Here is a 17,629-nt window from a genome sequence, read left to right as displayed (position 1 = left end):
ACGGTGCCTTAGCATTTTTCTGGACTCAGCCTTTAGGCTGCTGTGATGTTATCTAGTCGCCCCTGAAAAAGCCGAAATTTTCATAGATACTTGGTTTTATGCAGTCAGAAAGAATTGCTCGACTGATGAAGTCATCCCAAGCCGAGACAGTAGTTCCCAAAAACGAGGCAAAAAAATCCTCAACCGCCTGAGGATCATACGGATGTTGTGGCCGGCACCACAGAGGATGGCATGCAACGCATCGCCCACTTCGCCTTTCAGGCAGTTGCGCCCCAATAATCAGTCGTTCTTCAGGTGGCCGATGATCGGTTCGATAGCGTTGCGACGTTTCAGGACCCGTTTGAGACGTCGAGTATCCACGCCGCGCTTTTGTCGGGCTTTATAAATCGTGACTCCTGGTACCTCGACGCCCCGATAACCCAAATCCACAAAGGCTTCTTTGGCGCGGGCACCGCTTAGTATCTCTGCCTGTTCCAGACACGACTCCAGGGCATGTCCATCATAAGGATTGCCAGGAAAGCTGCGAGCGCCGAGCACGAAATTGCTTTTGTTGGTGACGGTGATGCCCACTTTGACGCCGAATTCATATTTTTTGTGGACTTTGCCTTTGGCAATGCATTCCACTTCCGGGGCATGAAAGCTGTACAGCTTGTTTTTATCCTGGGGTTGCTGATTTAAAATCCGTTGGGTTTTTTCCAGCGTCTCTTTGAACGCACCTTTGACGATATCAGACTGATTGCCTAATTGACGCTCGATGTCTCGATACACCCGGCCCACCAGGGCTTTCAGTTGCTTGAGCATTTTACGTTTGCGCTTCATTTGCTTGGCATGATGGTAACGGTTGGCCATTAGCAGCAAATACGGGGCTTTGCGATTGTAGTTCTGCCGTAGTGGAATCTCATGCCGCTCGGCTAAACGCACCAGGTGCTGGCGGCAGCGTTCATACAATTTGCCATCCGTCGGATACGTGATGGCTTTCTCCTGGACGGTACTATCCACCGTCACTGATTCAAAGTCTTGCTGCTTCACGGTCTTGCTGTCGACGCCTGCTTGAATCGTCACCATTAACATCCACTCACAGCCTGCTTCACCGATCCGCTTCCGCCAATAGGTCAGCGAGGTGGGATGACAGGGTGTCTGGTGTTGGAAAGACTCTGAGCCGCAAAAATATTGCCAATAGGGATTTTCCAGCCACTGTGCCACGACCGCTTCATCAGAGCGTGCGAACGCATGTTTGAGGTAATGAAGCCCGACAATCAGTCGCGTGGGCGTGGGCGTGGGCGTGGGCAAGGCGGGCGCACCTTGATTCCGGGTAAAAAACTCACCAAAGGCAAACGGGTGAGGCTGTCCATTGCGATCAACGCCCCTTAACGGTAAGCAATCAATGTTGAGATGGTTTGATGGTGTATTCTGTAAAGCAATACCCAATCGATTTTCTTATGGTAGATACGATGGTAAAATAAAAAAATAAGCGCCACTGAGGGCGCTTATTTTAAGGGAATATGGCGGAGAGCTAGGGAAAAACCGCGCCATTTCGCAACATATTGAATATTAAGCTCTTTTTTGGTTGTAAAAAGAAGTCCTGTATCTTTGCTCTCCGCCAAATCATACCCTTTGTCCTCTGACTGGGGCAAGAGCGTTAAAAGAAATCATCATGCGATCGAAACCCTAAACTCTGTCGGAGGGGACGGTAATTTTGGCACCCCAATTAATACCAATAAATATTATTTGATGCTATAAAGTGCTGATCAACAGAACAGGGGTAGAGACATGCAAAAAAACACAAGCGTTACGCTCGGCGCACACTTCGAGCAATTTATTTCGCAGCAAATTACCGATGGTCGTTATGGATCAGCGAGTGAAGCAATCCGGGCTGGTTTGCGTCTGCTGGAAGAAAGAGAAACAAAGCTTTCCGCCTTGCGTCTTGCGCTTAAGCATGGCGAAGAAAGCGGAACAGCCGATTATTCATTGAAGGGGCTACTCGATGAGCTCGACAGCGAAAGTCACCACTAGTGTCGCGATTCCTGCTAACCAATGCGGCCAAAGCTGATTTGAAAAGCATCGGTCGTTACACTCAAGAGACATGGGGCATCGAGCAGCGTAACCTTTATCTAACTTTACTTGATAGAAGTTTTCATGATTTAGTGGTTAATCCGCTCATGGGGAAAGACTGCGGCGACATTAGGCCCGGTTACCGAAAACTACCAGTCGGAAAGCATCTTGTTTTCTACCGCCAAAAAGAACCTGATCTGATTGAAATTGTCCGCGTTCTGCATGAGCGTATGGATAGCGAGTCACACCTAACCAGTGGGTAAAAATTGTATCGCCTGTTCGATTGATAAACCAACATTCGAACAGGCATTAGTTTTGTTATTTAGAGTCTGCTCAGAAAATATAACCCATTGATTAAGCGTAGTTATTGAGGAATTTTGGTATAATTGCTGCACGAAAAACATGCCATTAGCCTCAAAAACCGTGCAGCCATGATTCGAACCACGAGCTCAAAACAACTGACGATAGCTGAATTCGACTGGCCGTTCGAGACAGCCCTGGATAAACACAATCGCTGGGTAAAACTGAGTGAGTGCATCCCGTGGGACGAACTGGCGGAATGCTATTACCAAGGGATGAGGGCGGACCGGGGCCGGCCGCTGAAAGACGCGCGGCGCGTAATCGGCGCGGTGATCATCAAGCACAAACTGTGTTTGTCAGACGTGGAAACCGTCCAGCAAATCCAGGAAAACCCGTACCTGCAATACTTCGTCGGCTTGCCCGGCTACCAAGCGGCGGCGCCGTTTGCGCCGTCGTTATTGGTCGAAGTGCGCAAGCGCATGGGCGAAGCCGTGTTCGAAGGCTTTCACCGCGCCATCATCGAGGCGCACGAGGGGCAAAAGCCGACCCCGACCAAACTGGAAACGCCGCCGGCCGCGGCAACGCCCGCTGCGTCTGAGCCGAAGGCCGCGGCTAGCGTGACCGCGCCTGAAGCTGAGGTTCAGCCCGAGGCGGCCGAAGCGGCCTTGGATTTTGCCGATAAAGACGGTGTCCCATCGGCACCGGAGCCGGAAGCACCGGCCGCCCCGCGCGGCCAATTGATTCTGGATGCCACCGTGGTCGAACAAGCCATCCGCTTTCCCACCGATTTGAGCCTGTTGAACGAAGCGCGGGAATTAACGGAACGGATCATCGACACCCTGTGCAAGCGCCTGAAGGTCACGGACAAACCCAGGACTTATCGCCACAAAGCCCGCAGTGCGTATCTGGCCGTCGCCAAACAAAAGCGCCCCGGCCGGAAAGTGCTACGCCGAGGCATCAAGCAACAGTGGCAATATCTGCGCCGCAACCTGAGCCACATCGAACAACTCTTGGCGCCCATCCCTCAGGGTTCGCCGCTGCCGTTGCCGGGTTGGCTGCTGCATCGCTACTGGGTGATTCAGCATCTGTACCAGCAACAATGGGACATGTATCGAAACCAGACCCGCCGCTGCGACCGCCGCATCGTCAGTATCAGTCAACCCTATGTGCGGCCGATGGTGCGCGGCAAGTTGGACAAGCCGGTCGAATTCGGCGCCAAACTCAGCGTCAGCCTGAGCGGCGAAGGCCTAGCTCATGTCGATCACCTGCGATGGGATGCCTTTCACGAAGGACTGGATCTGGTCTCGCAAGTCGAAGCGTACTTGGCGCGCTACGGCCACTATCCGGAACGGGTGCTCGCCGATCCGATCTACGGCACGCGCGCCAACCGCGACTACCTGAAGCAACACGGTATCCGCTTTGCCGGCAAACCGCTCGGCCGCCCCAAACGCGAAACCGAGGCCAACCGGGAGCAACTCAAACACGACAAAGAACAGCGCCGGCAGGAATACCTGCAGCGCATCCCCATCGAAGGCAAATTCGGCCAAGGTAAAAACGGCTATCGTCTCACCGACATCCGCGCCAAGCGCGCCAACACCTCGTTCGCCTGGATCAACACCATCTTCTTGGTGATGAACCTGCTGGTCCTGCAAGGGATCTTTTTGCCCTCGGTCAATGCCGCCTGGTCGGGTTACTGCAAATGATCGTGCGCGCCTGGAAACAAAAGATTTGGAATCTGCGCACCCATTCTAACTTGGCCGACCCGATTTGCTCGTCATTGCCACAGCTGATTTACTGAGCAGACTCTATTTAGAGATGGATTTCTTTAACTCAGCATAAGCAAGATTAAAGTCTTGTAAATCAATCTCAAAGTAGACTCTATTATTTGGCCATTTATATGTTTCGACTATTCCGGACTTTTCAGACTGCATTTGACTTAAGACCTTATTCGCTTGATTTCCGGTAATGAGGAATTGATTAAATTTTTCAGGCTCATTTTTTCCGAATCTGATCTGTCCACCTATAGTCGGGTCATCCTGAAAGCCAAATCTTAATTCTAAATTTTGTTTATCGGTTAATGTGACGGAAGCTGACTCGTAAACGCTGTTTTTCTCTTTGTGGTGCTCGTTCTTTGAGCTCACAAAAAAACGTTTCATTTCACAAGATTTAGTATCAGTAAATTTGTCAACGTTGCAGGTGATCACCCATTTGGGGGGGTATAGACTATCCCTTTCCCTTTGAATATTGGCGAAGCTTTGTTGGTTACGCTCTTCAAATGTTGGTTCATGCGCACAACCTGTCATTAAAACAGTTGTCACAGCTATCGCAATTATTCCTTTGCTTTTTTTCATTGTATTGATTGTAGTTTGTTAGATGCTGAGTCTAGCGGCTCAGGCAGATTGTAGAGCTCGGCATTGTAAAAATGTTCTTGTTGCGACGCTATTACAAATTTCAAACCTGACTCATAACCCTTCCTGATTACCCACGACCCTCAGCAACTTACGAGCATCCTGCTAGTCCAATGAAAGCTATGAACTGACAGGAGATCGTGGCATGAAAAAGAATCCGATCCAATTTCAAAAAGGCTTTAGCCTGACGGATTTCATGAATCGCTACGGTACTGAAAGCCAGTGTGCCGCAGGGCTATTTCAGGCGCGATGGCCATCCGGGTTTCAATGCCCAGGCTGCGGTCGCCGCCGCTATAGCGTGATCAAGACTCGCAATTTGTATCAGTGCACGACGTGCCATCACCAAACCTCGTTGATCAGCGGTACGCTGTTCGAACAGACACCTAGATAGACGCTTTGCCAGTTATGTCACAGCAAACGGCCTTCCTCATTTGGTAAACAAAGCACCGGATTTTCGAACACTGATTGATGAGAATATCCGCGACGAGTTCCCGCCATCGGCAACAGCAGCTGGTAAACGTAGAGGCAACCGGAACCTGTATGGGGCTATTCCGCACCTAAGACAAAGCAGGGGCAAAAATTCAGCGCTGTTTTTTCGCTTGACCGATCTCGATATCTGGTTTGACTCTCGATACTTACCGGCTATTGCGAAAAGGTTGCACTGATGACAGGTCGGCTCAAAACAGCCGATCAGTTGAAAGAGGCCGTCATTCTTAGGGATGGCGGCTATTCACTTGCGGCCATAGCAGTTAAGACCGGAATCAGCGCCAGCACGCTATCAAGACACTTCAAAAAGATTGGCGCGGCAAAAGGTGGGCTGACTGAAGATGTAATGGTCAACAAAAACCGGACACCTGTTCAGGCAGCGTTTCTATAAAATTCCCGCTCGAATTCGATCGGGGATTGATAGCCCAATGTTGAGTGCGATCGACGACCGTTGTAAAAAGCCAAATAGTCGATCACGCTCAGTTTTGCCGCCTCTTGGGTTTTGAATTTTTCGTAGTTGAGCTGTTCATGCTTCAAGCTACGGAAAAAGCGTTCCGTCGGCGAATTGTCCCAGCAATTGCCTTTTCGGCTCATGCTTTGCTCCATGCGCATCACGGCCAGATGTTGGCGATATTCCCGACTCGCATACTGACTACCACGATCCGAGTGATGCAGCAGACCAGGCGACGGTTTACGACGCCAGAAGGCCATTTGTAAGGCGTTGACACAGAGCGAAGTTCGTATGTGGTCGTCAATCGCCCAGCCCACCACTTGCCGGGAGAACAGATCGATCACGACCGCGACATAAAGCCAGCCCTGTAGCGTCCAGACATAGGTAATATCCGTCGTCCACACTTGATTCGGCTGAGCGACCTTGAATTGGCGGTCCAGCCGATTGGGTGATATGGCCTCATTGTGGTTGCTGTCCGTGGTCACTTTAAATCGTTTGGGGTAGCGAACTTTTAACTTCAACTCCCGCATGATCCGCCGCGTTTTAAAGCGACCGGCAGTAATCCCCTGTTTTTGCAAACGATCGGCTAGGCGACGCGAACCAAAGCACTGCTTATTGTCGATAAAAATCTGCTTGGCTGTTTCGGCGATTTTTCGGTCTTGTTGATCTTTATCGCTGTCTTTCGGGGCTTTTAACCAATCGTAATAGGCGCTGGCACTCACCTGCATCACTCGACACAGCACGGTCACTGGATACGTCTTCTCTTGCTCTCGAATAAACCCGTACTTTATTCGGTTTCTTTCGCAAAGAAGACGGCCGTCTTTTTTAATATTTCGCGCTCCATCCGCAACTGTTCATTTTCCTTGCGCAAGCGAATCAATTCGTCATGCTCACCCAACGTCACGCTGATTTTTTTCGTTACCGAACCCATGACAGAGGGCTTGCGTTCCGCACGAACCCAGCGTCCCATTGCGCTTAGCGATACGCCCAGATGATCCGCAGCCTGCTGTTGACTGTAACCTTTTTCCAGAACCAGCTTGGCAGCATCTTGCCTAAATTCCAAACTGTATTTAGGACGGTTGTGTTTATTCTCGTTTTTCATGGTCACCTCCACTGACAGTATAAAATCTGCCTTTAGAAGTGTCCGGTTTCATTAAACCATTTCATATTGAATTGAATTGCTAGTTTAGGAACATCGAGTTCCATCTCATTAGCTGAAGTTGAGTAATCTTTTGCATAGATTATCTCATGGGCTTGCCTCTGATATATTGAGATTTCCTACAAAAAACAGGTGTAATCCAAAACAACAAATCAAAACAATCACCGACTGACTAGCCGGAATCCCAATTGGTGAGACCACGACCTTCACAATCAATCATGCCGGCGCACTTATCGGGCAAAGCAACAACGATTCAGGGCCGCAGTGGCGCGTTTTTGATAGGGCTGGGAAATTTAATACCGTAATCAAGGTGTTTGATAACTGCAGCCAAATCACATAATTTGCTGTCCACGTTCTCGATGATGTCATTGTCGGCATAGCTCAATGTCATGCCGACATCTTTACCGTTTTCGTCAAGCGTTCCTTCAGTGTGACCGACAAGCGGCTGAATTAATTTTGCCGCTTCATGCTTTTTATGGCCATTATCCATCAGACACTTAATGAGGTGGCTAATAAAGGTTGATCGAAGCGAGTGCATGCCCAAGACTTTCTTTTTGAGGGTCTCGTCTCTAAGCCCAGTGTCGCGTAAGTAATCCCTAAAAAACTCTTCGGCGTAGTAGCTTGCCTTGCCGTCTTTCGGCTTCCATTGATTGAAAATTCTATCGTGTCCAGCTGACTGTATCTTGTGGAGGTAATCTTCGAATCCACAGGTTGTCAGCGTGGGGTGTATCGGGACTTTTCGGCGGCTTGATTCGTTTTTATGTGATTTCTCAACGCCTTCGCCGCCTTCGGTTTCTTCAGTAAAATTGAAAAACCATACGCCGCTATCAATATCTTTCACAATGTCGTGCTTTGGGTTGAGTTGGCATATCTCATTTACACGAGCGCCAGTAAACAATCCGATCATTGCCAGCCAGAATTTGCAGACCGATTTTTCTTTTGTCAGATAGTCGCGCATTAACTCATGATTCAATAACTGTTCAACTTCGGCAGTCTTTAGGGATCGTTGTTTGTCTTCGCCAGCCTCGCGAGCGCCGCCGAGCTTGTTGTAGTCAATGTGCTTTGTGGATAGCTGAATATTCAGCTCTTCATGGTGTAGCGCGAGATATTCAAAGAACAGGTTAGCGGAGCTGACATAGGATTTGAATGTTTTAGGTGCTATCAGCGGGTCCTTAGATTTTTTGGCGTGTTCGATACGTTCGCGAAAAGTCATTTTCTTAAAAGCCGGTGTCTGGCCGCCTCTGCCACCAGGGTAGTTATTAATCCGGCCCACAAATACCCTGTAATTTGATAAAATAAGCGCATGGACAAACATAAAATTGATGCGCGAAAATTAACGGTTGAAGGGCGAGTGTTGTTGCGCCAAATGGTGATTCGTTTACGCAAGCAGTCCGGCATGAGCCTGAAAGAGTTAGCGGCGGTTGCCGGGGTTCACCATCGAACCATTGAAGAGTGGCTGGCTCGAGCCCGTAAAGGAGGCGAAGGCGCTTTGCAGGAAAAAAGCCGAGGACGTCGGTTGGGCAGTGGGCGCAAGCTGACGATGGCGGACGAATGCTGGTTGCGTGACCAAATCGTGGGTGAATGCCCGCAGCAACTGAAACTGCCGTTTGCCTTATGGACGCGACCTGCGATCAAGGCGCTCATCCGGGAGCGCTTTGGGGTAGAGATGCAGGATCGTCTGGTTGGTAAATATCTCAAGCGTTGGGGCTTTACCCCGCAACGGCCGATCAAGCGCGCCCTGGAGCAAGATCCTGTCAAAGTCGCTACCTGGTTAGAGCAGACCTACCCTCAGGTGTTGGCTAGAGCCAAAGCCGAAAACGCCACGATATTATGGGGCGATGAGACCGCCGTTAAAGAAGACGCGCATTGGATTCGAGGCTATGCCCCCAAAGGCCAGACACCGGTACTGAAGACGTCGACGCGTTGGCACAAACTATCGATGATTTCAGCGATTTCCGCCCGGGGGGAACTGGCTTTCCAAATCGTCGAAGGTTCGATTAATACCGCGCGATTTCTGGAATTTCTCTCCCGCTTGATCGAAGGCGCGCCCCGCAAAATCTTTCTGGTGGTCGACAACCTGCGTGTCCACCATGCCAAACAAGTCAGCGAATGGTTACAGGACAAGCAAGAGCGGATTGAGTTGGTGTTTCTGCCGCCGTATGCGCCGGAATCGAATCCTGATGAATATCTCAATCGGGACTTCAAGACAGCACTCCGCAGTGGGCCGGTCAGCCAAAATACCGCAGAGTTGCTTGAAAAAGCGCTGGCGTTCATGAGTCGTATTGCAACCCTACCGAATCATGTCGCCTCTTACTTTAAACACCCTGCTGCGATATACGCAGCCCAGGGTATTTAGGGGCCGGGTTAATAATCAATAATCGGAAGAAGTCATTAACTTCTTTTTGTGTAATCTGATCTATTTGCTTGCTACCTAAGAAGCTGGTGAACAAGCCACCAAAAGCGTTCAGTTTTGTCTTATTTGCTTCGCCGTCCTTACTGCCATCGCCTTTGTATTGCCTTACGAACTCTTCAAACATCACAGAGAGCGCTGGCGCCTTGCTTGTCTTCTTGGCTGCTTGAGTATCGGGGGCAGGAGGAGTGCTTTGTGTTGCTGGTAAGATTAGCTGATTGCCAATTACCTTGCGGTAAGCCTCAAGTTCACCCATTGCTTTTGCAAGGTCGGTTTCCTTTCGAAGCTTGCGGTGAAGCTCCATATTTTCATTCTCAAGCGCCTCAATTTTGGCATCTTTAGCTATCTTAGCCCTTTCATCACGGGCGGCTTGCTGACGGGCTTTTACGAGCTTCAAGCGCGCTTTTTCTATGGCTTCATCGGCTTCAATCTCTTCAATCGCTTGTCTGAGAAAGTTTTCGTCAATGTCGTCTTGGGATTCTTCGCGGCTCATGGCAGCATCAATGTAGAAAAACAGTATTTTTGCCTCGCTAGCCAGTTTGTAAGCCAGTGGTAGGGCGTCTTTATAGCTTTGGGTGTTTAGCGATTGGGTTAACTCTCTGACGCCTAATACGGGGCGAATGCGCGTAGGAACCCACATTCGAAAATACAACGTATCTCGGCGCCTGTGAATATGCGGGTAATTGGACAATTGCGGCTCTGCCTGTATCATCGCGCTGTAGCAAAGCTTGTTAAGCGCGGCGAAAGAGCCTAGAAATCAACGAAGTTGCAGGCTTGTCAATGACTTAGACAAGCCTGCGAAAGAATGGCGGAGAGCTAGGGATTCGAACCCCAGGAAGGGATAAACCTTCAACGGTTTTCAAGACCGCCGCTTTCGACCGCTCAGCCAGCTCTCCAACAGCCCTGTATTATTACAGAAAATTTTTTAAAATCCAGCGTTTTTTGCCAATCGAATTTTACGCGTTAATCGAATGCAGCCATTGTTAGTACCTAAGTGTTTGTTAGTCATTGCTAAATCGGCGCGGATGCTGGTGCAAATGTGCGTCGATGCAGGGTGTGAAGTGGTGGCTATCGATTGCTTTGCCGATAGCGATACTCGGCAAATGGCAAAACAGACTTACCAGGTGTCGTCGCTGGCCTTGGATGACATAAGAACCGCTGTGGAATCGGTGCGGCAGGCTTATGGTATTACTGATTTGCTTTACGGTAGCGGTTTGGAAACCTATCGGGAAACCCTGAATTATCTGGAAAGGTATTGGCGGATATGCGGGAATTCAGCCAATACTTTTCAATGTGTACAAGATAAACGCGATTTCTTTGCCCGGCTGGTATCGCTGTCGATTCCGCATCCGGATGTGGTTTTCACAAGACCCGACGATAACGGTGATTGGTTGCTAAAACCGTGGCAGGGCGAGGGTGGCTTGGGCATAAGCCGCATTGATACGAGTACCGAGCCCGGCAGCGGCTATTGGCAGCGTTATATTGACGGTCGTTCGATGTCGGTGTTGTTTGCGGCGAGTCGCGGCGGGGTTGAACTGATCGGTTTTAACGAACAGTGGGTTGACGATTGCGATAGTGAGCATCCGTTTACATTCGGCGGGATTGCTAATCATGCCGAGGTTCCGGAACGAGTGCGAGGGTTGATAGAGGGGTGGGTGGTAAAATTGTCCGCTGACTATGGTTTGCAAGGGCTGAATAGTCTGGATTTTATCCTCAATGGGGGTAATTGCTATGTGCTGGAAATCAATGCACGGATTTCCGCCAGCGCCCAGCTTTACGGCAAATCGGTGTTAATCAAACATCTGCAAGCCTGTTTCGATCGACTTGGTGACGGTGTCGAATTATCTGCCTGGCCAAGTGCTTATCAGATCGTTTATGCGCAAAAACCTGTGACGATTTCCGAACGACTGGAATGGCCGGCATGGGCGGTGGACAGGCCGAATCCCGGTGCAATTGTTGCCACAGGCGAGCCGATATGCAGTATTATTGCCACCGGAAAAAATTCGGGGCAGGTGCGAGACACGCTGCATCGCCAACAACGCATCCTTGCAAATCTTTTGGAAACAGGTCTTTAAAACTCATGCAATACCAGGCAAGCGTCAATAAACTTTCCCAGCCCTTGGTTCGACAACTGCTGGATAATGCGGATAAATTACGGTTGGGCATCGAAAAGCTGGAAAACGGCTGCACCATTATCGATGCGGGTATCAAAGTGCCGGGCGGTCTGGAAGCCGGACGGATTATTACCGAAATCTGCATGGGCGGTTTGGGTACCGCGACGATTTCGCAAAGTGCCTACACTGCTAATTGGCCGCTGACGATTAATGTACACGCCAGCAACCCGGTATTGTCTTGTCTGGGCAGTCAATACGCGGGCTGGAGTTTGTCGCACGGCAAATATTATGCGTTAGGTTCCGGTCCGGCGCGGGCTATGGCCACCAAACTGAAAGATGGCGCGGTCGAGCCGGTGGAAGAACTTTATAAAGAACTGGAATACCGCGATAGCGCGGAGCAAACCGCGCTAGTCATCGAAAACGACGCGTTGCCGCCGCTGGAAATCGTCGAAAAAGTCGCGGCGGCTTGCGGTGTATCGCCTGCCAATTTGACCATCATCGTGACGCCCACCAGCAGTCTGGCCGGCGGCGTACAAGTCGTCGGCCGGGTATTGGAAGTGGCGATGCACAAAGCCCACGCATTGCATTTCCCGTTGGAAAACATCGTCGACGGTTCCGGCAGTGCGCCAATTTGCCCGCCGCATCCTAATTTCGTTAAAGCGATGGGGCGGACCAACGACGCGATTTTGTTTGCCGGTCAGGTACATTTGTTTGTGAAAGGCAGCGACGAAGCGGCGGAAAAATTGGCCAAGGAATTGCCAAGCTCGACATCGAAAGATTACGGCAAACCGTTCGCAGATATTTTCAAAGCCTACGAATACGATTTCTTCAAAGTCGATGCGATGTTGTTTAGCCCGGCTAGCGTCATTGTTACCGCAGTCGAGTCCGGCAAAAGTTTCCGCGCCGGTAAACTGGATAATGCCTTGCTCGATCTTTCGTTCGGAGCTTAATTCGCTCTAACGCTCTTCGACAGTTAACGGGTTTTGCGTCGCAAAGTCCGTTAGCTTGTTTCGTCAACTTCACTCGTAACACATTCCCTTGCGCCGAATTGCAATTATCACCGACGATCCCGGTTGGCATGGCAAGCAGTTGTGCCTGGCTTTTGCTGAACGCGGCTATGCCGCCGAATATGTCTCGCTGACTGCCTGCAAATTGCAGTTAACGGTTGCCGACCTGCCCATTATTATTCCTGGTTTTGAGCAAGAATTGCCGTCGGCAGTTTTCGTGCGCGGTGTGCCTGGCGGTTCGCTGGAAGAGGTGGTGTTTTATCTGGATGTTTTACACGCCTTAAAAATATTAGGTGTACCGGTTTATAACGATGCCGGCGCGATCGAGCGCAGCGTCGATAAGGGCATGACCAGTTTTTTATTGCAGCACGCCGATTTGCCGACCGCTTTGACCTGGGTGCTGCGGGATCGCGACGAAGCGTTGGCGGTTGCCGAGCAGCAGTTACGCGAAGGACACTATCTGATCAGTAAGCCATTGTTTGGTTCGCAAGGCGAGGGAATTCGGCGTATCGAAAAATCCACCGATTTGTTGTGGTTGACCAGCAGTCGCGGTATTTATTATTTGCAGCGCTTTGTCGAATGTGCGGGCGACGGATATTCCGATGTGCGGGTGTTTGTGATCAACGGCAGGGCGATTGCTGCGATGCGTCGGCGCGGAATTTCCTGGCTGAATAATGTGGCCAGAGGCGCCTCTTGCGAATGTATTGAGTTGGAGTCGGCTTTGGCGGAACTAGCGATTGCTGCGGTCGCCGCGTTAAAAATGGATTATGCCGGTGTGGATATTATTCAGGATGTAGACGGTTGTTACCGGATAATCGAAGTGAACAGCGTGCCGGCCTGGAAAGGCTTGCAAAGCGTTTGCGATATTAATATCGCCGAATGCCTGGTTGCGGATTTGCTCGACCGTTACGGTGAGGGCGGCAAAATATGCTAAGCAGGCAGCAATTGATGGACGTTTATCTGCAAGCCTGTGAAATCGAGCTGCAAGCCTTCAAGCCGGGGAACGTCAGCGTTTATAGCGCCGCCGACGATATGACGGTCGAAGATTTCCGCGTCAGCGCTTGCGTCAGCAGCGAGCCGATCACCAATCCGGAATACGGCTTGGGCGAAAAAATTTATTACGCAGTCAAGGCAACCCGCGAAGCGGTGGCGTGCAATACCAATTTAGGCATTATTCTGTTGTGCGCACCCTTGTTGCAGGTCGCTGCTAAGCTGGCGATCGGCGAGAATTTGCGCGATGGTTTACGGCAATTACTGGAAAATACAAGCCGCGAGGATGCCGATTGGGTCTTTAAAGCGGTCACCTTGGCCGCTCCCGCCGGTTTGGGGGAATCAGCGCAACACGACGTGCAGAAACCCGCCGATGTAACGCTGACCGAAGCCATGGCGTTTGCCGCCGACAAGGATAGAATCGCGCTGCAATACACAACAATTTTTAAAGACGTTTTTGATTTTAGCGTTTTGCGATATAATCGTGCTTTCGTTTTGTCTGGCGATTGTGGTTGGGCTGCGTTAGCGGTTTTTGCCGCTACGTTGGCTCAATATCCCGATAGTCATATTGAGCGGAAGTATGGAAAGCGGTATTCAGAGTGGATCAAGGCTGAAATGGAAATGCTCGACAGAGCGATGCAAACAGCCTGTGAGCCTCAAGAGCTTTTGCCGGTATTGTATGATCTGGACAGAGCTTTTAAGGCGCAAAGAATCAATCCGGGTACAACAGCTGACATAACTGTAGCGACGGTACTGGTGGTGCTTCTGGAACAGCTGATCGGTCAGAAATTGGCTGGTGAGCGATAGAGGGATCTAGGCAGAAACTACAATCTAGAGACATAAACATGTCTAATTTTTTGGTTCAATCTTATCTTTAGGGGATAAATTTAAAATGGCAAAAATCAATAACTTGCGTGTTGGCGAATCTTTGGTTGGTGAAGGCAACGAAATTGCTCACATCGATTTGATCATTGGCCCACGCGGCTCAGCAGCTGAAACTGCATTCGCAAACGCTTTGACCAACAACAAAGATGGTTTCTCAACTCTGTTGGCTGTTGTTGCACCTAACCTGTTGGTTAAACCAGCAACTATCCTGTTCAACAAAGTAACCATCAAAGGTTCTAAACAAGCTGTTCAAATGTTTGGACCAGCTCAACGCGCAGTAGCTCAAGCGGTTGCAGACGCTGTTGAAGAAGGTATCATCCCTGCTGCCGAAGCTGATGATTTGTTCATTTCTGTAGGTGTTTTCATCCACTGGTTGGCTGAAGACGATGCAAAAATCGAAGAATTCAACTACAAAGCCACCAAAGAAGCGATTGCACGTGCCGTTGCCGGTACTCCAACTGCTGCTGAAGTTTTGGCTGCTAGAAAAACCGCTTCACACCCATTCGCGCCAAACAAAGTTTAATTTTTTAAATTTTGGGTGCCTAAAATACCCCGGCTTGCCGGGGTATTTTTTTGTCTAAAATTTTTCCAGCACGGCGGCATCGATGCTGCCGTTATGTAGAGAGCTGGCCAGCAACACCGCAGCAATGCCGATTGTTTTCAGGCGCACTAGATCGCTAAGATCGCGAACGCCGCCGGCCGCGACGATACGTTTATCGGGATGCTTGTTGCACAGTCTGCCTAGCTTCTCAAAGTCTGGGCCGTTATTACTGCCGACCAAATCCAGCGTCATCACCACGACGGTGTTCGGCCAGAGTTCGGGGCTTTCTAGCCAAGCGGGATGACCCAATGCCTGGTTATGTTTAAAATCCAGCGATAGGATCAGATCGGCTTGAGTTAAAGAGACCGGTTGAGCTTGTGATTCGGTGCCGATGACCGGTTTGTAATTGCCAGGTTGAGTAGCGGTGGACACGGCTGGATAGCGGCTGCCGTTATCCAGCCAAAACTCCACGCTCGGATAATTGCATAGCAGTTTGCCGATGGCGTCATGGTGATTTCCGTTGCCGCTAATAGCGTCGAGGTCTGCAATATAAAACGTTTGGAATGGATACAGATTTAAAAAACTGGCTACGACTTCGGCTATCTCACTGCTTTCACACAATCGAGAAGAATAATGCACGGGCTGATAACGGCTGCGGTCGCCGCCGCTGGCATGGACTACCAGGCCGTCTTTCAAATCAATGACTGGAATAATCTGCATTAGGTTAAGCGAGTTTTATAATTGAAAATTCTGGTGTTTGAATACATTACCGGCGGCGGGTTCGCAGGGCAGACATTGCCGGCGTCGCTGGCTGCGGAAGGCGGCATGATGTTACAGGCTTTGCTTGCCGAACTGAAGTGTCTGGACGACATTCAGCTTTGTGTGCCGCTGGATGCGCGCTGCAATATGCCGGCCTTGCTGTCGGATTCTGAAACGGTAACGGTCAGTTCGGATTGTGACATCACCAGCTTGTTGGCGGATTTGCTGATTGAAGCTGATTTATTTTGGCCGATTGCGCCGGAAAGCGACGGTATTTTGCAAAGCTTGGCCGAGTTGGCCGCCGATGCGAATGTCGAAGTTTTGTTATCCCATCCTGCTGCGCTGGCAATCTGCGCCGATAAATATGTGACCCACCAAATGTTGAGAATGTGGGCGATTCCGCTTGTGGAAACCCGTTTGCTTAATGATGGCGCTGCCGATCTAGGCGAGAATATCGTTGTCAAAATGGCCGACGGCGTTGGCTGCATGGATAGTGTTGTGATCAATGCCGAACAATTGCCGACCGCCGTTGCTGAATTGAGCGAACCGCAACGCTATGTTTTGCAACCTTATCTCGACGGTCAAGCCGCCAGCCTGTCCTGTTTGTTCAGGCATGGTCAGGCTTGGCTTATTTGCTATAACCATCAGGAAATTGTTTTGGAAAATGACCGCTTTAGTTTGCAGGGCTGCTTGGTCAATGTTCAAACCGATAAGTGGGATTTTTATCGAAACCTAGTCAAGCGGATCGCCGCAGCCATGCCGGATTTATGGGGGTATATCGGTATCGACATCATCGAGAACGCCGAACATGGGCCGCTGGTATTGGAAATCAATCCGCGCCTGACCAGTTCTTACGTCGGTATCCGGCAAGCGACCGGCATTAACGTTGCCGAACAGGTTTTACGCTTACGTCGCGCCGAACCGATTTTGCAGGCTAGTCGCAATGAAGCGGTTCTGGTCAGTATCAATTAAAGGAAACCATGAATAAACCGATTGCAGGTTGGGATATTGGCGGCGCGCACGTCAAGTTGGCGTTGTTGAATGCATCCGGCCAAATCATCGCAGTTGCTCAACAAGCTTGTCCACTGTGGAAGGGCGTGGATTATCTGCATCGCACTCTGACCGAATTCGCTGGCCAATTCGATTTGCAAGATTGCCATCATGCCGTGACGATGACCGGCGAATTGGTGGATTGCTTTACCAGTCGCGAGCAAGGCGTCAAGGCTATTGTTCAGGCCGTTTGTGAGCATTTCGACGTCGAGCGGGTGATGGTCTTTACCGGCCTGCGTGGTTTTTTATCGGTCGCGCAAATTCAGCCGGCCGATTGCATGGACATTGCCTCCGCGAACTGGTTAGCCAGTCTATTACTGGTGGCCAAGCGATTGCCGAATGCCTTGTTTGTGGACATAGGCAGTACCACTACCGATATTTTGCTGATTGAAAAGCATCAACTCAAGGTGCAGGGATTCACCGATTATCAGCGCTTGGTGTCTGGCGAGCTGGTGTATACCGGCATTATCCGTACCGCGGTGATGGCTATCGCGCCGGATGCGGAATTCAACGGCCAACCGATGGGCTTGATGGCCGAGTATTTCGCGACGATGGCCGATGTGTATCGTTTGACCGGCGACTTGAACGAAGCGCACGACCAGAGCGACACCGCCGATGGCGCCGAAAAATCCGTGCTGGCTAGCGCGCGGCGGCTGTCGCGGCTAACCGGTTACGAGTTCTGCGAGAGCGATCTGCCTTTATGGCGAGCCTTTGCCGAGCATCTGAAAGCCAAACAAATAGATAAAATCTATCAGGCCTGTGCTAGGCAAATCCGGTTGGCCGGCGATCATGCGGCAATCAAATTAGTCGGTGCCGGCGTCGGCCGGTTCTTGGCGCGCGATATTGCCTGGGATTTAGGAGTTGATTATCTGGACTTTACCGAGTTGCTGCCAGCAACCGATAAAAACCAGACTATCGACGCCGCCGACTGCGCGCCGGCTGCCGCCGTAGCTTATCTAGCCGGCGGGTTTGGTTAAAGCCGCTTGGCTGGGTTAAAATCGGCGTATTGCAAATCAT

Annotated in this window: 18 protein-coding genes, 1 tRNA gene and 2 pseudogenes; 13 read left to right on the top strand and 8 right to left on the bottom strand. The window is 50.4% G+C overall.

Annotated elements, in window-relative coordinates:
- Positions 1–96 precede the first annotated feature (96 nt).
- Positions 97–1,329 (bottom strand): annotated as a pseudogene (locus QZJ86_RS13725) (IS5 family transposase); the annotation flags it as partial.
- Positions 1,330–1,770: 441 nt separating this feature from the next.
- On the opposite strand from QZJ86_RS13725, the gene QZJ86_RS13720 reads away from it, so the two are divergent.
- The 3 genes from QZJ86_RS13720 to QZJ86_RS13710 all read left to right on the top strand — a co-directional run bounded on the left by QZJ86_RS13720 (position 1,771) and on the right by QZJ86_RS13710 (position 4,055).
- Positions 1,771–2,013 (top strand): type II toxin-antitoxin system ParD family antitoxin, encoded by a 243-nt coding sequence (locus tag QZJ86_RS13720; protein ID WP_301670987.1) that lies wholly within the window; start codon positions 1,771–1,773, stop codon positions 2,011–2,013.
- On the top strand, positions 2,013–2,315 hold the full coding sequence (locus tag QZJ86_RS13715; protein WP_301670986.1) for a type II toxin-antitoxin system RelE/ParE family toxin: 303 nt from the start codon (positions 2,013–2,015) through the stop codon (positions 2,313–2,315). Before QZJ86_RS13720 ends, QZJ86_RS13715 begins: the two co-directional genes overlap by 1 nt.
- 168 nt (positions 2,316–2,483) lie before the next feature.
- Positions 2,484–4,055 carry an IS5 family transposase gene (locus QZJ86_RS13710; RefSeq protein WP_301670985.1) on the top strand — a complete coding sequence of 524 codons (1,572 nt, stop codon included), beginning with the start codon at positions 2,484–2,486 and terminating at the stop codon, positions 4,053–4,055.
- 102 nt (positions 4,056–4,157) lie between these two features.
- On the opposite strand, the gene QZJ86_RS13705 is transcribed toward QZJ86_RS13710, so the two are convergent.
- Entirely contained in the window at positions 4,158–4,703 is a 546-nt protein-coding gene (locus QZJ86_RS13705; RefSeq protein WP_301670984.1) for a hypothetical protein, read from the bottom strand.
- Positions 4,704–4,905: 202 nt separating this feature from the next.
- On the opposite strand from QZJ86_RS13705, the pseudogene QZJ86_RS13700 reads away from it, so the two are divergent.
- Both QZJ86_RS13700 and QZJ86_RS13695 read left to right on the top strand, forming a co-directional pair.
- A pseudogene (locus QZJ86_RS13700) lies at positions 4,906–5,142 on the top strand (transposase); the annotation flags it as partial.
- Between the two features lie 282 nt (positions 5,143–5,424).
- Positions 5,425–5,637 carry a winged helix-turn-helix transcriptional regulator gene (locus QZJ86_RS13695; protein WP_301670983.1) on the top strand — a complete coding sequence of 71 codons (213 nt, stop codon included), beginning with the start codon at positions 5,425–5,427 and terminating at the stop codon, positions 5,635–5,637.
- Here QZJ86_RS13695 and QZJ86_RS13690 read toward each other — a convergent pair.
- From QZJ86_RS13690 to QZJ86_RS13680, 3 genes are all read right to left on the bottom strand, one after another.
- Positions 5,619–6,473, bottom strand: a complete 855-nt coding sequence (locus QZJ86_RS13690) for an IS3 family transposase (RefSeq protein WP_301938983.1) — start codon at positions 6,471–6,473, stop codon at positions 5,619–5,621. The genes QZJ86_RS13695 and QZJ86_RS13690 overlap by 19 nt on opposite strands.
- Before the next feature lie 11 nt (positions 6,474–6,484).
- Entirely contained in the window at positions 6,485–6,799 is a 315-nt protein-coding gene (locus QZJ86_RS13685; protein ID WP_301670982.1) for a transposase, read from the bottom strand.
- Positions 6,800–7,109: 310 nt separating this feature from the next.
- A complete protein-coding gene (locus QZJ86_RS13680; RefSeq protein WP_301670981.1) occupies positions 7,110–8,171 on the bottom strand; it encodes a site-specific integrase in 1,062 nt (353 codons plus the stop codon).
- Here QZJ86_RS13680 and QZJ86_RS13675 point away from each other — a divergent pair.
- Positions 8,160–9,212, top strand: a complete 1,053-nt coding sequence (locus QZJ86_RS13675; protein ID WP_301670980.1) for an IS630 family transposase — start codon at positions 8,160–8,162, stop codon at positions 9,210–9,212. The genes QZJ86_RS13680 and QZJ86_RS13675 overlap by 12 nt on opposite strands.
- Here the strand turns inward: QZJ86_RS13675 and QZJ86_RS13670 are convergent.
- Entirely contained in the window at positions 9,172–9,978 is an 807-nt protein-coding gene (locus QZJ86_RS13670) for a DUF6538 domain-containing protein (RefSeq protein WP_320415822.1), read from the bottom strand. The two genes, QZJ86_RS13675 and QZJ86_RS13670, sit on opposite strands and share 41 nt — an antisense overlap.
- A 94-nt stretch (positions 9,979–10,072) precedes the next feature.
- Positions 10,073–10,162, bottom strand: a tRNA-Ser gene (locus QZJ86_RS13665).
- 75 nt (positions 10,163–10,237) lie between these two features.
- Here QZJ86_RS13665 and QZJ86_RS13660 point away from each other — a divergent pair.
- The 5 genes from QZJ86_RS13660 to fae all read left to right on the top strand — a co-directional run bounded on the left by QZJ86_RS13660 (position 10,238) and on the right by fae (position 14,785).
- Complete coding sequence (locus QZJ86_RS13660) at positions 10,238–11,341, top strand: ATP-grasp domain-containing protein (RefSeq protein WP_301670978.1); 1,104 nt, start codon at positions 10,238–10,240, stop codon at positions 11,339–11,341.
- 5 nt (positions 11,342–11,346) lie between these two features.
- The gene (gene mch / locus QZJ86_RS13655; RefSeq protein ID WP_301670977.1) at positions 11,347–12,330 is read left to right on the top strand and encodes a methenyltetrahydromethanopterin cyclohydrolase; all 984 of its coding nucleotides are present in this window, start codon (positions 11,347–11,349) and stop codon (positions 12,328–12,330) included.
- 88 nt (positions 12,331–12,418) lie between these two features.
- On the top strand, positions 12,419–13,321 hold the full coding sequence (locus tag QZJ86_RS13650) for an ATP-grasp domain-containing protein (protein ID WP_301670976.1): 903 nt from the start codon (positions 12,419–12,421) through the stop codon (positions 13,319–13,321).
- Complete coding sequence (locus QZJ86_RS13645; protein ID WP_301670975.1) at positions 13,315–14,184, top strand: triphosphoribosyl-dephospho-CoA synthase; 870 nt, start codon at positions 13,315–13,317, stop codon at positions 14,182–14,184. The genes QZJ86_RS13650 and QZJ86_RS13645 overlap by 7 nt, the downstream gene beginning before the upstream one ends.
- 85 nt (positions 14,185–14,269) lie before the next feature.
- On the top strand, positions 14,270–14,785 hold the full coding sequence (gene fae / locus QZJ86_RS13640; RefSeq protein ID WP_301670974.1) for a formaldehyde-activating enzyme: 516 nt from the start codon (positions 14,270–14,272) through the stop codon (positions 14,783–14,785).
- A gap of 54 nt (positions 14,786–14,839) precedes the next feature.
- On the opposite strand, the gene QZJ86_RS13635 is transcribed toward fae, so the two are convergent.
- The gene (locus QZJ86_RS13635; protein WP_301670973.1) at positions 14,840–15,523 is read right to left on the bottom strand and encodes a HisA/HisF-related TIM barrel protein; all 684 of its coding nucleotides are present in this window, start codon (positions 15,521–15,523) and stop codon (positions 14,840–14,842) included.
- 21 nt (positions 15,524–15,544) lie between these two features.
- Between QZJ86_RS13635 and QZJ86_RS13630 the strand changes: the two genes are divergently transcribed.
- Together QZJ86_RS13630 and QZJ86_RS13625 are read left to right on the top strand one after the other, a co-directional pair.
- Entirely contained in the window at positions 15,545–16,534 is a 990-nt protein-coding gene (locus QZJ86_RS13630) for an ATP-grasp domain-containing protein (protein ID WP_301670972.1), read from the top strand.
- Positions 16,535–16,542: 8 nt separating this feature from the next.
- On the top strand, positions 16,543–17,589 hold the full coding sequence (locus tag QZJ86_RS13625; protein ID WP_301670971.1) for a hydantoinase/oxoprolinase family protein: 1,047 nt from the start codon (positions 16,543–16,545) through the stop codon (positions 17,587–17,589).
- The last annotated feature ends 40 nt before the right edge of the window (positions 17,590–17,629 follow it).

It is taken from the genome of Methylomonas montana (assembly GCF_030490285.1).
Classification (GTDB): Bacteria; Pseudomonadota; Gammaproteobacteria; order Methylococcales; family Methylomonadaceae; genus Methylomonas; species Methylomonas montana.
The sequence above is the reverse complement of the archived record's forward strand: the minus strand, read 5'-3'. Positions and strand labels throughout refer to the sequence as shown.